The sequence below is a fragment of the Pandoraea sp. LA3 genome (assembly GCF_022696215.1).
Lineage (GTDB): Bacteria > Pseudomonadota > Gammaproteobacteria > Burkholderiales > Burkholderiaceae > Pandoraea > Pandoraea capi.
Genome location: NZ_PTPY01000035.1, coordinates 170,377 through 186,832, shown reverse-complemented (window position 1 = coordinate 186,832; position 16,456 = coordinate 170,377). Strand labels below are relative to the sequence as shown.

Below are 16,456 nucleotides of genomic sequence, written 5' to 3'. Positions count from 1 at the left end.
GCGAAGGCCGCATGGCATGGCATGAGATGACGATGACGCGCAGGTGGGTCGCGCGATTGACAGTGACGTACCGCGCCGGTGACCGGCGCGGATCGGATCACGTGGGGCGAGTGATGTCAGTGATGTCGGCTATCGTGGCAGCCGGGTCGACAGGATGCCGCCGACGATCAGAAGCACGACGTTGCAGCTCAGGGCAAGCACGAAGGCGTCGGTATAGGCGGTGAGGTCATGCGCCGCCCCGAGCGCACTGTAAAAGACGCCCCCGATGATCGCGACGCCGAGCGCCGCGCCGATCTGGAATGTCGAGATCACTACGCCCGAAGCCAGACCTGCGTGACGCGGTTCGACGCCGCCGATCACGGCCTTGATGACCGACGGCATGACCAGGCCGTACCCCAGTCCGGCGACGAACAGTCCCGACTCGACCAGCGGCAGCCGGGCGGCCGACACTGCCCAGATCACACTGCCGAAGCCGAGCACCTGCACGCCGAAGCCGAGCGTCAGTGCCCGCGAGCCGAGCCATCGCATGAAGCGCGCCGCCACGAAAGACGCGGCGAAGTAGCCAATGGCGAATGGCAACGTGCGCATGCCGGCATCGAGCGGTGTCAGTTTCAGACCGCCCTGCAAGTAGACCGAGAACGTCAGATAGAACGAGGACAGCATGTAGTAGAGCAATGCCATCGCCACGCCAACGGCCAGCCCCGGCTCGCGAAACAAGGCCAGATCCACGAGTGGCGCACCACCGCGCCGGGCCAATCGATGCTCGTATCGCACGAAGATCAGGAACGCGAACGGCGACGCCACCAGCATGGCGATGATCCACAACGGCCATCCCGCACCGCGTCCTTCGATCAACGGATAAACGAGCAAACCGAGCGCCGCCGACAGACGCATGACGCCACCGATATCCAGACGTTGGGCATGATCCGCGCGCGAGTCGCCGAGGAATCGGAGACTTCCGAAAAACGCCGCCGCGCCGATGGGCACGTTGACGAGAAAGATCGCCTGCCAGGCGAGTCCCAGCGGATGTATCGTCACCAGCACCCCGCCCAGGATCTGACCGGCGATATTCGCCAGTCCGAACACCGCACCGTAAAGTCCCAGCGCGGTGCCCTGTTCGCCCGCCGGAAACAGCACCCGGATGGAAGCCAGCACCTGCGGCGCCATGACGGTCGCTGTCAGTCCCTGAAGCATGCGTCCGGCAATCAGAACGCCCGGCGAACCGGCGACGCCGCACAACACGGAAGCCAGCGTGAACCCGGCCACGCCCGCCATGAACATGCGCTTGCGTCCCAACCAGTCGCCGAGCCGCCCCCCTGTAATGAGAAACACGGCATAGGTGGCGGCGTAGGCCGAGATAACGAACTGCGTGTCGCTCGCCGTCGCCCCCAGATCGCGGCTGATCTCGGGTAACGCGAGATTGACGACATTGAAATCGAGAATCGGAAGAAACGCCCCGGTCAGCAGAACAGGCAATGCGATCCAACGGCTCGGATCGCCGGCCGCCTCGGCGGCATCCGGACCCCTCACGTTTTGCGCGTCAATGCTCATGGCCCCCTCCTGCCCGCGCACGACGAGACGGCAGATCCCGTGCGCCCGGGTGTCCCGCCCGTCGATCCCGGCGGCAGGATTTGCGCCGATACGACCACCCCGGCAACTTCGGTTGGCGTCGCTTCAAGCGGATCTTTCGATGTCATGTCTTTCGTCCACAAAAGAAGGTGGCGAAAGTATGTGGACTGTCAGTGATAACGTACAGATATGAACTAGTATTTCTAAGATAACCAATACGGATGATATGAATGACCACACTCGACATCGAATCGGTTAGCGCGTTTGTGCTGACGGCCGATCTCGGCAGTTTCACCAAAGCCGCGAGAGCGCTTGGGACGTCGCAAGCCGCGATCAGCGTCAAGATCAAGCGTCTGGAGGACCGTCTGGGTTATCGGTTGCTGGAACGCACACCGCGCAAAGTGCAACTGACCTCGCACGGCGCGACGTTTCTGCATCCGGCACGACATTTCGTTTCGGCGCACGAGATGGCAGTCAGAGGATTGTCAGTGGCAACGCAGCGGTTGACGCTCGGCATCAGCGATCAGGTGGCGGGGCCCGGTCTACCGGCCTTGCTGGCAAACCTGAACGTCCATGCCCCGAATCTCGTCGTCGAAGTCCACATCGAAGCGTCACGCAACTTGATGGACGCTTTCGAACGGGGCGCCATGGATGCTGTCATCGTGCGCCGTGAAGACAACCGGCGCGGCGGAGAAAGACTGTTGAAAGAGCGGATGGGCTGGTTCGCCGCAGCGCATTGGTCGCACGATCCGACGCAGCCACTGAGACTGGCGGCCCTCGCGCCGAGCTGCGGTATCCGCAATGTGGCGACGCAAACGCTGGACGCCGCAAAAATCGCGTGGACCGAAGTCTTCCTCGGGGGTGGTCTGGGCGCCATCAGCGCCGCCGTGTCAGCCGGGTTGGCTGTCGCGCCCATGCCTTACAGCGTGGCGCCGGTCGGAGCGCTCGACGTCGGGTCCTCATTGGGGTTGCCGACGCTGCCCGACTCGGAAGTGGTGCTGCACAGTGGCCTGAGCGATCAGACATCCCGTCGTGCGCTCAATACGCTGGCCGCATGGTGGCGCGGCGGGACATCGCCACGATGACGCGGGCTCGTTGCGTGCTAGCCAGATCAACCCGCCCGGGACGCCCGAAGCGCCATCTGCATGACGTCGCCCGCCGACTGAATGTGGGCTTTCGTCAGACGCTTGGCCGTGCGCCGATCACGCACCAGCACAGCCTCCAATATCTCGACGTGCTCCGAGAACGACACATCCTGATAGCGCTCCAGTTGCCACACCAACCGTAGATAGCGATCGGTCTTGCGCCAGATCGCTTCGAGCGTCTCCATCAAGTGGCGTCGGCCACTGGCCTGATAGATCGCCCGGTGAAACGCCCAGTTGTCGATCGACCAGGACTCGACGTCCGGCGCCGTCTCGTCTTCCCGCAGAATCTCACGCGCCGCCGCTTCGTCCTCCGGGCCGAATGCATCGATGGCGGCGTCGAGCGCCAGCAATTCCAGCGCCACCCGCATTTCCGTGAGTTCCGAGGCCTCGAACGTCGTCATCGCCGAAACGAACGCGCCGCGATTCGGCACGATCGTCACGAACCCGCTCGCCTGCAATTGCACGAACGCCTCCCGAACCGGGATGTGGCTGGTGCCGAACTCCTTCGCGATCGCGTCCTGACGGAGTTGGGTCCCGGGCGCCCACCGTCCGTCCGCAATGCGTTCGCGCAACTGATCCGCCAACGATGTTAAAGACAGCTTGCCTTCTACTGATTTCTTCATTTTAATATATTAAATCATTCCAGGAGGTCGACATGACGGTATCACGGTTACAAAAAATACCCGGCATTGGCGTGGATCGAGTCGGCGACGCGGCAGACGCTTTGGGCGATCCGGACATTCTAAGGCTCGAGAATCTCGACACGGATCTTCGACCTCCCGCCGCAGCGCTGGCGCGCACGCACGAAGCGATCGACGACGATGCGGCCAATAGCTATCTCCCCTTCACCGGTCTGCGACCGCTCCGCGAAGCGGCCGCAGAGCGCGTGGGACATTCGGCAGGCACGGCTTACGACCCGGCCACGGAGTGTATCGTCTCGGCCGGCGGCCTCGCGGGCATCCTGAACGTCTTGCTGTCGATCATCGAGCCCGGCGACGAAGTCGTGCTGACCGATCCCACGTACGCGGGGCTGATCAACCGCGTCCATCTCAGTGGGGGTGTACCGAAGTTCGCTCACCTGATACCGAACCCGGACGGCTGGCGCCTCGATCTCGATAGCCTCGCCGCCGCCATCGGGCCGCGCACGAAGGCGCTATTGATCATGTCGCCGTCGATGCCGAGCGGCTATGTGCCCACACAGGACGAGTGGCAGGCCATCGCAGACCATTGCAACGCGCGCGGCATCTGGCTCGTCTACGATGCTGCCATGGAACGCCTGTTGTTCGGCGGGCGCCGCGTCATTCACCCGGCTTCGCTCGCGGGCATGCGAGAGCGCACGATCACGATCGGTGCGGTCTCGAAGGAGTACCGCATGATCGGATGGCGTGTGGGCTGGATCGTCGGCCCCGAGTCGATCATGAACGACGTGCGCCTCGTCAGCTTGTCCAACGTGGTCTGTCAGGTCGGGATTGCGATGGACGGCGCCGCCGCCGCGCTCACCGCTGTGGACGACGGTGTAGATGCCGCCGTTGCCGAGTGGGAGCATCGCAGCGATTTCCTGATGGATGCGCTCTCCGATCTCCCCGTGATTCGTCCGCACGGCGGCTGGTCCATGCTGATCGACACCCGAAGTCTGGGCATCGAACCTGCCGACGCCTCGCGTCAACTGCTCGATCTCGGCAAAGTGGCAGCCACACCGATGACCGGTTGGGGGCCGCAGGCAGATCGCTACCTGCGCTTCGTCTTCGCCAACGAACCCGTGCGTCGTTTGGAGGACATTCGCGAGCGTGTGCGCCGCGCGTGGAAAATCTGAGCAGGGATTTGCACCACGCGTCCCCGGGCGCCGGCATCTCCGGGGAACATCGTCAGCACGCCCGTCTATATCAGGTTGTCCGTCAGGAAATCGACAAAGACCCGCAACTTGGGCGACGGATGTTTGCTGGCAGGCCACAGCACACGCAAGGTCGTGCTGTCGTTATTGAACGCGTCAAGGACGGGGACCAGTGCACCGGTCTCCACCTGATGCCGGATGGCGATATCGGGCAGACATGCGATACCGAGACCGGACACCGCAAAGACGAGTAGCGGTTCCAGCGTGTTGGCGATCATCGAATCCGGCAGATCCGGAAAGCACCTTTCCCCGAGTTCACCCAGCGGCCACACATCGACCTTTCCGCTGCTAGGGTAACGGTAGAGCAGGCATCGGTGATGCGACAAGTCCTCGGGAGACGTCGGCACGCCACGTGCCTTAAGATAATCCGGTGAGCCCACCATGATGCGACGGTATGTGCCCAGCGTGCGCGCGGTGAGTCGGGAATCCTTCGGCACGCCAGTTCGGATGACCGCATCGAAACCCTCCTCGATCACGTCCACCAGACGATCCGTCACATCGATCTCCAGTTCGATGTCCGGGTATTGCCGATTGAACTGCGCGACCTGCGGCATGAACGGCAGGCCGACCGAAGGCAAGCTGACACGCAGCTTGCCGCGCGGCAAACGTTGAGACTGCGCCAGTTCCTCTTGCGCCTGCTCCAGTTCTCCCAGGATGCGCCGACATCGTGCCAGAAAGGTCATGCCTTCGGGCGTCAGCGTGACGGTTCGCGTGGAGCGATGAAATAACCGGGTGCCGAGCTTGTCCTCAAGCCGGGCAATCGCCTTGCTGACGGCCGACGCCGAAATCCCGAGTTGCTGACCTACTGCGGTGAAACTGCGGGACTCGCCGACCCGCACGAAGATATCCAGAGCGCCAAGACTTTCCATATCGCTGCGTCATTGATGACGCGAGTGTCATAAGTATTGTTCACTTTAGCCTGTTTCTCTTCAACGCATGCACCCGCAGTATTGCCGCATCGGGCTCCATCGCGAGCCGTAACACATCACACGAAGGAAACCGCCTGATGAATCTTCCGAGCACATCCGCCCATCGCCCGAACGCCGATCGCTTGCCCCTGGGGGGACTGCTCGCGCTCGCGATGGCAGCCTTCATTACCTTGCTGACGGAGATCGCGCCCGCGGGTCTGCTATCGTCCATTGCCGCAGGTTTGCGTGTCTCCGACGCGTTGGCCGGGCAATTCATCACCGCCTATGCGGTCGGTGCGCTTCTCGCCGCAATCCCGGTCACGATGTTGACGCAAGGCATGCGCCGCCGGCCATTACTGCTCACCGCCCTCCTTGGATTCGCGGCGGTCAATCTGGTCACGGCACTCTCCGGCCACTACTTGCTCTCGCTGGCCGCGCGCTGGCTCGCAGGCGTGTTCGGCGGTGTCGTCTGGTCGCTTCTGGCGGGCTACGCGATTCGTATGTCACCCCGGCACCTGAGCGGACGCGCCATTGCGATCTCGGGCACCGGCGCCATCGTCGCGCTGGTGCTGGGCGTGCCGCTCGGCGCCATGCTCGGGCGTTACCTCGGATGGCAGGGCACCTTCGGTCTGATGTCGGCACTGGCGCTGCTGCTCGCCGTCTGGGTGCTCGCTATCGTGCCCGACTTCCCCGGGCAAAGCCGGGGCGAGCGCCTGTCCCTCATAGGCATATTGCTGCGTCCGGGTATCCGCGGCGTCCTGTTCGTGGTGTTCACGTTCGTGGCCGCTCACAACATCCTCTATATCTATGTCGAGCCACTGCTGCAAGCCTCGGGGCTGAGCGCGGATGTCGAGCGTGTCCTGCTCGTCTTCGGACTCGGGTCCATCGTCGGCCTGTGGTTCGTCGGCGCGCAGGTCGACCGTCAGCTTCGGCGCCTCGCGGTAGCCAGTGTTCTCGTGTTCATTCTGGCCGTGCTGCTGCTGGGCACGTGGCGCGCCAATCCACTGGCGGTGTATCTCAGCGTGGCGATCTGGGGACTTGCTGTCGGCGGCTTTGCCACGATCACCCAGACCGCCCTCTCACGACTGGCCGGCGATTCGATGGATGTCGCGCAGTCCATGTACACGACGGGATGGAATACGGCGGTCGCAGCGGGCGGCGCCATCGGGGGCATGTTGCTGGCGCGGGTCGGTGCCGGCGGCCTCACCTGGGCCTGCCTCGGCATGCTTGCCACCTCGCTCGTGGGCACCCTCCACTTCATGAATCGCGCATTGCGTCGGCAATAACGATGCCATGACATGCCAGGCCCATTCAATCGATTAGCAATTTGCCAGCAATCGATAATGTCGATTTTTTGACAAAAACTGCCAATTAATCTTCATCCACTTTAAATCAAAAAAAGCGCAATTAAGATAATTAACAAAGAGTCGTTATTTAAATCACAAACCCCCAAAACGCACCCTGAACAACAAGATTCTCTTGTTTGTTTTGTTGTGCAATACCGCACCAACACTGGCGATTTCCCCTGTTATTCACTTCAAACATATGTTTGAAATCTGATGCGAAACAGATGCACCCAATTCTCTGGTATAACAAATTACAGGTATCGGGGATTACACCGATGCGTCAGAAAAACGACCTATCAATTATTATAGTTTTTCACCCGGCCATCATAAAAGTCGGATAAGTTAGCGCACACAAAAAGCTGTCGAAGTTAAGAAAGTTTTCGGTCTGTTTTTTCTAGCAAAACATCCATTCCGAAACAAGAAAAAACGCAGTTGAAGCTGCGTTTGCAAAAGGGGTTAGGGCGCGATACGGGGGGAACCGGCCGCGGCCCGACGACATGAAGAAAAAACGCCCGGCTTACGTGGACCACAAGTTCAGCGCGAGCGAACGAATGGGCGTCAGGGCCGAGGCCTGGGGAAACGTAACGTGTTAGTGCTACCCAAAATAACGAGCGGAGAGCACCGCTCGGACAGATGCCGGTCGTCTCGCCGAGCGGCGACACCGTCATCGATACGGCAGACCGGACTGCCGATTCATCGCCTTCAGCGTAACCATTCGACTGGCCGAAGTCTCTGGCAATCGTCGCCGGTTCGTCTGCTATCAGGCATCTCCCGAATTGCCCGGGCCGGCGCGATTTTCGCGCAGCGGCCCGTGCTTGCGCGCGGCTGACGCACGCGCTCGTTCCACACCAAACTCCGGTCGCGCAGTCGCGCTTCCCGATATTGTCCGCGCGTTAGCCTGGGGCAGGCAGGCCGCTGCAAGGAGAGCATTGCCATGAAGATCATCAAACATTGGTTCGCGCGCGAGAAGCAAAGTGCCGATCGTCACGCGCCGCGTGTTGCGGCATCGCCGCTCTTGCTCGCCCTGGAGCCCCGTGTGGTGTACGACGCGTCGGTGGCTGCCGTTGCTGCCCAATCGCATACGCACGACCTCACACATGCCGCCGAGCGACATGGCGCGACTGAGACGCAAGCGGATATGTCGGCACGCACGACAGGCAATGCCACGGTGAATGCCCCGCCCGATCGCAGCGCCTCGCGCGCGTCGCATGGCGGTCATGCCTCGCACTCGTCGAACGCCTCGGGCACGTCGAACACGTCTGGCGATCCGGCGTCTGCCAGCAACGACAGGTCGAACACGCACAACACGGGCACGCCGAACACCACCCAGGAAAAGCTTCACACGAATGCTGCGCTGAACGACACCAGCGACGCCGGACAACTCACACAAACCCAGGTCGTGTTTATCGACCCGAGCGTGGCGAATTACCAGACGCTGATTTCCGGCTTCCCGGCTGGCACGCAGTACGTCGTGCTCAATAGCGGTAGCGACGGCTTCGCCCAGATCGCTCAGTACTTGCAGACGCATCAGGGCATTAGCTCGATCGCGCTGATCTCGCACGGCACCGACGGTGCGATCCAGGCGGGTAACGCGTGGCTGACCGAATCCAATCTGAGCGCCTATAGCGCGGACCTCGCGCAGATCGGTGCAGCGATGAAGCCCGGCGGCGACTTCCTGATCTACGGGTGCGACGTTGCTCAACAAGCCGACGGACAGGCCTTCGTGCAGCAGATCGCGAACCTCACGCACCTGAACGTCGCCGCCTCGACCGATGCGACCGGCACGGCCGCACTGGGCGGCAACTGGACACTCGAATATCAGGCCGGCACCGTGCACTCCACGTTGAACGAATCCGCGAGTGCGTCGGACCAGTTCAACAGCTTGCTCTCCACCACGACCGAAACCTACGACGCGGCGGTCACCAACCCGAGCGGTGGCGCAGGCACGACAAGCCCGGCGACGTCGTACACGCTCGACGGCATCGTCTACACCTTCGACGCCGCCACCGACGCACATGTCTATGACGAAAACGGCCCCTACGGCCCGACCGGCGTCAGTCATTACCAAACGGATGGTGTGCTGGTCATCAACACGACCGGCGCCGCCCCCTTGACGGAAGTCACCATTTCCCTGCAAGACGGCACAGCGTTCTCGCTGAACAGCGTCGAACTCGACACACTGTCCGGGGATCTCTATATTCAGGCGCACTATGCCAACGGCACATCGAGCAGGCTGATACAGATCGCGACGGCAGCCGACGGATTCTTCACCGGCACACTTGATTCGACCATCTTCGGCAATAGTTTCCAGAACATCGTATCGTTCTCCGTCATCGATCAGAACGACGGCGGGGTGTTGGCGCCCTCGTTCAACAATCTTTCCTACTCGAGCGTAGGCCCCACAGTCACCACCAGCGGCGGGAGCGCCAGCTGGAGTTCCGCCGACAACGGCGCAGGCACCGGCGGCTCGCCGACACCCGTCGATCCGGGGTTGACCCTCGCCGACAGCACGTCGAGCACCGCGAAGACCGCTACCGTCCAGATCACCAACTTCCAGCCGGGCGATGTGCTGAACTTCACCGCACAGAACGGCATCGCCAGCACTTACGATACGACCACCGGCACGCTGACGCTCAGCACCGGCGCCGGCACTGCGACCATCGCCCAGTGGCAGGCAGCCCTCGAATCCATAACGTTCTCGAGCTCGCTGACGTCGCCGAATCTGTCCACCACCACGCGCACCGTATCGTTCTCGCTTAATGACGGAACGGCTACCAGCAACGTCGCCACGCGTACCGTCGTGGTCACCTCGACCGACCAGACGCCGGTAGTGACCGAAGGCGGCGCGGCCAGCACCAATTACCTCGCGGGCTCGGCGGCTGCCGCAGTCGACGCGAACATCCACGTCAGCGATGCGGACAATTCCACGCTGGCGACCGGCACCGTCACCATCGCCAGCGGCTTCGTGACCGGCGATTCGCTCGGCTTCACCAACGACAACGCGACGCTGTACGGCGACATTCAGGCAAGCTTCAACCCGAGCACGCACGCGCTGTCGATGTTCTCCGGCAGTGGCACCGCGACGGCTGCGCAATGGCAAGCCGCGCTGGACGCCGTGACATTCTCCGCCACCAGCGGTACGACGGGCGGCACACGCGACATCACTTTCTCGGTGAACGACGGCACCAAGGACAGCGCGGCATTGCATCACAGCGTGGTCGTGACGGTCGGCCCGAAGGTGGTCACCGACGGCGGCTCGGCCTCGTTCGTGACCGGCGACAACGCCCCCTCGACGCCGGTGGTGGTCGACGCCGGCGTCACGATCTCGGACGGCACCAGCACCACGCTCGCGAGCGCCACGGTCCAGATCACCAGCAACTTCCAGGTCAATCACGACCAACTGGTGTTCAGCGGCAACCCGGCGACGATGGGCGACATCACCGCCATCTACAACAGCAGCACCGGCCTGCTCACGCTGACCTCGCAGAGCGGCGCAGCCACGCTCGCGCAATGGCAGGCCGCGCTGCGCGCCGTCACCTTCACCAGCGACCTGGTCGTGCCGTCTAACGCGACGCGCGTGCTCACGTTCCGGATCAACGACGGCACCCTGATCAGCCCGGCGGCGACCCGCAACATCAGCGTGACCGACACCGACCAGACGCCGGTGATCGGCGGCGGCGGCCAAACCGCCAGCTTCGTGGCGGGCGACAACACCAACTCCACGCCGGTGGTGGTCGACAACACCATCACCGTGGCCGATGCCGACGGCGGCCCGCTGCACACGGCCACCGTCACGATCACCGGCAATTACCAGCCCACCGATTTCCTGACGTTCAGCAACGACAACACGGTGCTGTACGGCGACATCCAGGCGAGCATCTCGAACAACGTCCTCACGCTGATCTCGCCCACCGGCACCGCCACGCTCGCGCAATGGCAGGCGGCACTGCGCGCCGTCACGTACACGTCGACCGCCATCACGCCGTCAACCCTGCAACGCACCGTCACGTTCAGCATCAGCGACGGCGTCAAGACCAGCACCACCGTGACGGATCTGGTCAACGTGACCGATACCGACCAGACGCCGCTCATCAGCGGCTCAAGCGGCACCGTCACGCTCACGCAGGGCGACAACACCAGTTCGACACCGGTCACCGTGGACAGTGGCATCGTGGTATCCGATAGCGACAACGGCACGCTCACTTCGGCCACCGTCGCCATCAGCAACTTCCAGGACTCCAGCGACGTGCTGCTGTTCGTCGGCAATCCGACGACGATGGGCAACATCAACGGCTCCTACTCGAACGGCGTGCTGACGCTGACCTCGCAGAACTCCACGGCTACGGTCGCCCAATGGCAGGCTGCGCTACGCTCGATCCAGTTCCAGAACTTCTCATCGGTGCCGGACACCACGCCGCGCGTCATTACTTTCGCGATCAGCGACGGCACCAAGACCAGCACCGCGTGGAGCCGCACCGTGGACGTGGCGCTGACCGACCAGACGCCGCTGCTCGACACCAGCGGCGGCACGACCACCTTCACTTCGGCCGACAACGCGCCGTCCACGCCGGTGGCGATCGACACCGGCCTTATCCTGACCGACAGCGACAGCGCCACGATGGCGTCGGCCACCGTGCAGATCACGGGCAACTACGTGTCCGGCGAAGATGTGCTGTCGCTCGGCGGTTCGTTCGGCGACATCACCGCGAGCTTCGATGCCAGCAGCGGCAAGCTCACGCTGACCTCGGCCGGCGCGTCGACCACTGCGCAGTGGATCGCAGCGCTGCGCTCGGTGACCTACACCGATCTGGCCGCCGTGCCGAACGGCACGACACGCACCATCTCGTTCGCCGTGAACGACGGCACCAAGACGAGCGTCACCGGAACGAAGTCGCTGAGCATCGTCGCGACGCACCAGACACCGGTCCTGACGACCGGGTCGTCGACCAGTCAGGACTTCCTGCCGGGCAATTCGGCGACGACGATCGACGGCAGTCTCGCGTTGACCGACCTGAACATCGGCAGCCCGTCCGCATTGGTCTCGCTGACGATCACGGTGCAGATCACCTCGGGCTTCGAGCTCGGCGACGTGCTGTCCTTCAGCGGCCTGGGACAGATTCCGACCAACGGTATCAGCCCGAGCTACGACGCTTCCACCGGCACCCTGACGATCACCTCCACCGGCGGCACGCTCGCCCAGTGGCAGAGCCTGCTCGACAACCTGCAGTTCCAGACCGGCAGCAGCGCGCCGCTCGGCACTCGCGCGATCTCGATCACGATTAGCGACGGCGTGAAGACCAGCACCCCCGCGGCGTACTCGATCGATGTCATCAGCTCGGCGCCTGCGCTGTCGACCTCCAGCTCCGGCAGCGTCAGCTTCGTGGCCGGCGACAACGTGCCCTCGACGCCCGTCGCCATCGACGCAAACCTGTCGGTCGCCGACCCGCTAGGCAACGTGGTGGACACCGCGATCATCTCGATCTCGGGCAACCTCCATACCGGCGAGGACGTGCTCAACTTCACCAACGACGGCTCGACGATGGGTGACATCAGCGGCGTCTACAACACGCTGACCGGCGTGATGGTGCTGACGTCGTCGAGCGGCACGGCGACCCTCGTGCAATGGCAGTCCGCGCTGCGCTCGGTCGTCTATTCGGATACGGCCATCACGCAGAACACCGCCACACGCACCGTCGACATCACGCTCAGCGCCGGCGCGCAGACCAGCAACACACTGGAGCGCACCATCACGGTGACGAGCACCGACCAGACGCCGCTGATCTCGACCAGCAACAGCGGCAGCGTGTCTTTCGTCGCGGCCGACAACGATATCTCGACGCCAGTCGTCATCGACAACGGCATCACGCTGCTGGATCTCGACAACACCACGCTGGCGTCGGCCACCGTGCAGATCGGCGCGGGCTTCCATTCGGGCGAAGACTTCCTGTCGTTCATCAACGACGGTCACACGATGGGCAACATCACCGCCAGCTTCGACGCCGCCACCGGCACGCTGACGCTGACGTCGGCCACCGGCAGCGCCACGCTCGCGCAGTGGCAGGCCGCGCTGCGCTCGGTGACCTATACCGACACGGCCATCACGCCCAACACGACCACCCGCACCATCAGCTTCTCGGTCAGCGACGGCACCAAGTCCAGCACCGCGTATGCGCGCAACATCACGGTGACCGACACCGACCAGACGCCGATCCTGGGAACCCTCAGCACCGGCTCGGCGCCGTTCACGGCCGGCGACAACGCGATCTCGACGCCCGTGGCGGTCGACCCGAACGCCCTCGTGTCGGACCTCGACAACGGCACACTGGCCTCGGCGACGTTCCTGATCAGCCAGGGCTTCCAGCTCGGCGAAGACGTGCTGTTGTTCGTCAACGACGGTACGATGGGCAACATCACGGCCACCTACGACGCCGTACATGGCCGGCTCACGCTGACCTCGTCCGGCGCCAGCGCCTCGCTCGCGCAGTGGCAGAATGCGCTGCGTGCCGTGACCTATACCGACACGGCTGTCACGCCCGACACGACGACGCGCACCATCAGCTACAGCATCAGCGACGGGACCAAGTCGAGCGCTACGCTCACGCGCAACGTCACGGTCACCGCCAACGATCAGTCGCCTGTCGTGGGCTCCAGCAACACCGGCTCGGCGTCGTTCGTCGCCGCCGACAATGCGCCGTCGACGCCAGTTGTCGTCGACAACGGCATTACCCTGTCGGACCTCGACAACGGCACGTTCGCCTCCGCCACGGTGCAGATCGGCAGTGGCTTCCACGCCGGCGAAGACGTACTCTCCTTCGTCAACGACGGCACGATGGGCAACATCACCGCCAGCTACGACCCCGCCACCGGTACGCTGACGCTGACCTCCGCCAACGCCACTGCCACCATCACCCAGTGGCAAGCCGCGCTGAGTTCGGTCACTTACACCGACACGGCCGTCACGCCCGACTCGGCCACACGCTCGATCAGCTTTTCTGTCAGCGACGGCACGAAGACCAGCGTTGCGTACACGCGCGACGTTACCGTCACGGACACCGACCAGACGCCGATCCTCACGACCAGCAGCACCGGCTCGGTGCCGTTCAGGGCCGGCGACAACGTCGCGTCGACGCCGGTGGCGATCGATAGCGGCATCGTCGTGTCTGATCTCGACAACGGCACGCTGGCCTCGGCCACGTTCCAGATCGGCGCGGGCTTCCATGCGGGCGAAGACATCCTCGGCTTCATCAACGATGGCACGATGGGCAACATTGGCGCCAGCTACGACGCGGCCACCGGCACGCTCACGCTGACGTCGAACGGCGCCAGCGCCACGCTCGCGCAGTGGCAAGCCGCGTTGCGCGCCGTAACCTACACCGACTCGGCCATCACGCCCGATACGGCAACCCGCACCATCAGCTTCGCGATCAACGACGGGACGAAGTCCAGCATCGCATTGAGCCGCGACATCACGGTGGCGGATACCGATCAGACACCGCTCGTTGGTTCCGTCAACTCAGGATCGGCCTCGTTCGTCTCGGCAGACAACGGCAGCTCGACGCCGATCACGGTCGACAACGGCATCATGCTGTCAGACCTCGATAACGGCACGCTGGCCTCGGCCACCGTGCAGGTCGGCAGCGGTTTCCACGCCGGCGAGGACGTGCTCGGATTCACCAATGACGGGCTGACGATGGGCAACATCACCGCCAGCTACAACGCGGCCACCGGCACGCTCACCCTGACCTCCGCGGGTGCGAGCGCCACGCTGGCACAGTGGCAGGCCGCCCTGAGTTCCGTGACCTACATCGACACGGCGATCTCACCCGCCACGGCCACGCGCTCCATCGACTTTACGGTCAGCGACGGCACCAAGGGCAGCCCCGTCTACTCGCGCAACATCGCCATCACCGCGACCGATCAGACGCCGCTGCTCACCAGCAGCAGCAACGGCGCTGCACCGTTCGTGGCGGGCGACAACGTTGTCTCGACACCGGTGGTCGTCGATAACGGCATCGTCGTCTCGGATCTCGACAACGGTACGCTGGCCTCGGCAACGTTCCAGATCGGCAGCGGTTTCCACGCCGGCGAAGACGTGCTCGGCTTCGTCAACGACGGTACGACGATGGGCAACATCGCCGCCAGTTACGATGCCGCCACCGGTACGCTCACGCTGACTTCGACCGGCGCGAGCGCTACGCTCGCCCAGTGGCAGGCGGCGTTGCGCTCGGTGACCTACACCGATACGGCGGTCTTGCCCGACACGGCGACACGCACTATCAGCTTCTCGGTGAGCGACGGTACCAAGTCCAGCCTCGCGGTCACCCGCAATGTGAGCGTCACGGCAACGCACCAGACGCCGATAGTCGGCACGGACGGCTCGACCCTGAGCTACACGGCCGACGGCAAGGCGACGTCGAGCGTCGTCATCGGTACGGGCATTACGCTCACCGACCGGAACGACACGCCGCCGACGTCAGCGACGGTCTCGATCGGTTCGGGCTTCGATCCGGCGCACGACGTGCTGAGCTTTGCCGCCAGCGCGGCGACGGGTGATATCACAGCGACCTACGACGCCGCGCACGGCGTGATGACGCTCAGCTCGGCGAGCGGCACCGCGACGCTTGCTCAATGGCAGGCCGCCATCCAGGCCATTACGTATCGCGACACGCAGAACGAAAGCAGGAGCGGCGCCCGGACCCTGACCTTCGTGCTCGGCGACGGCACCGCCAACAGTGCGCCAGTCTCACGCACACTGCAAATCAAGGCCGGCCAAAGCCCGGTGGGCGTGCCGATCCTGCCGCCGACGCCGCCGAATCATTTCGACGTGCCCAACGTGCAGCCGCAGCCGATTGTCTTCGGGCAGAGCAATCCGCTGATCGTCCCAGACGTCAACGGCCACAGCGACGGGGTCTCGAATCCGATCATCGTGAACGGCGCCCTCGACACGCCCGCGCCATTCGGCGTCATTCCCCAGCGGACGACCTTTACATTCGCTGCGCGCGGGGCAAGCGATGCGTCGCTCGGCGACACGCATGTGAGCGCGCTGGACTCCATCGTCCCGCCGGGTACGCAGGATGTGCCACCGCCCGCGATCGCGCGCACACTGCCCGCCGCCGACGTCAGTCCCGCACGCCAGCCGGGGCAGGCCTTCGTGCTCTCGATGGCGCCGCTGGTGCAGACCCCGTCGTCCACACGCAGCGGCGATGCCGCCGACACGCAGGTGGCGATCACGCTGGCCGATGGCGGACCGCTGCCGCAATGGCTGCATTACGACGTGGAGCACGACGTGCTCACGGGCACGCCGCCGGCAGGCTTGCGCTCCATGCAGGTGACGCTGCTCGTGCGCGACGCAGCCGGCAATCTGTCGCGCCGTGAGGTGACGCTGCACTTCGATGCACCCGCTCAGCGCGCACCGAATGCACCGAACGCACCGAACGCACCGGCCACCCCGGCAACACCGGCTGCCCGACCGCACGCCGCGCTGCCGCCCGCGAAGGCGTCGCTCGCCGCGCAGTTCGCCAACGCGCATGCGGCGCTCCACGTCGCGACAGCCCCCGGCGACTCGCACGCCGCGACGGGAGGCCGCTCGTGATCCCA

7 protein-coding genes are annotated in these 16,456 nt (G+C 64.0%); 4 read left to right on the top strand and 3 right to left on the bottom strand.

The genetic code is table 11. From position 1 onward, the window contains the following. Positions 1–129: 129 nt before the first annotated feature. Positions 130–1,551 (bottom strand): MFS transporter, encoded by a 1,422-nt coding sequence (locus tag C5N93_RS16155; protein WP_242560081.1) that lies wholly within the window; start codon positions 1,549–1,551, stop codon positions 130–132. 248 nt (positions 1,552–1,799) lie between these two features. On the opposite strand from C5N93_RS16155, the gene C5N93_RS16150 reads away from it, so the two are divergent. Next, on the top strand, positions 1,800–2,654 hold the full coding sequence (locus C5N93_RS16150; RefSeq protein ID WP_242560080.1) for a LysR family transcriptional regulator: 855 nt from the start codon (positions 1,800–1,802) through the stop codon (positions 2,652–2,654). Between the two features lie 26 nt (positions 2,655–2,680). On the opposite strand, the gene C5N93_RS16145 is transcribed toward C5N93_RS16150, so the two are convergent. Next, complete coding sequence (locus C5N93_RS16145) at positions 2,681–3,337, bottom strand: GntR family transcriptional regulator (RefSeq protein WP_242560079.1); 657 nt, start codon at positions 3,335–3,337, stop codon at positions 2,681–2,683. Between the two features lie 32 nt (positions 3,338–3,369). Here C5N93_RS16145 and C5N93_RS16140 point away from each other — a divergent pair, with 32 nt between their 5' ends. After that, a complete protein-coding gene (locus tag C5N93_RS16140; protein ID WP_242560078.1) occupies positions 3,370–4,527 on the top strand; it encodes a pyridoxal phosphate-dependent aminotransferase in 1,158 nt (385 codons plus the stop codon). Between the two features lie 65 nt (positions 4,528–4,592). Here C5N93_RS16140 and C5N93_RS16135 read toward each other — a convergent pair whose 3' ends face one another. After that, the gene (locus tag C5N93_RS16135) at positions 4,593–5,474 is read right to left on the bottom strand and encodes a LysR family transcriptional regulator (RefSeq protein WP_242560077.1); all 882 of its coding nucleotides are present in this window, start codon (positions 5,472–5,474) and stop codon (positions 4,593–4,595) included. Positions 5,475–5,611: 137 nt separating this feature from the next. Between C5N93_RS16135 and C5N93_RS16130 the strand changes: the two genes are divergently transcribed. Together C5N93_RS16130 and C5N93_RS16125 are read left to right on the top strand one after the other, a co-directional pair. Continuing rightward, positions 5,612–6,799, top strand: a complete 1,188-nt coding sequence (locus C5N93_RS16130) for an MFS transporter (protein ID WP_242560076.1) — start codon at positions 5,612–5,614, stop codon at positions 6,797–6,799. Positions 6,800–7,793: 994 nt separating this feature from the next. Continuing rightward, on the top strand, positions 7,794–16,451 hold the full coding sequence (locus tag C5N93_RS16125) for a DUF4347 domain-containing protein (RefSeq protein ID WP_242560075.1): 8,658 nt from the start codon (positions 7,794–7,796) through the stop codon (positions 16,449–16,451). Positions 16,452–16,456: the final 5 nt, after the last annotated feature.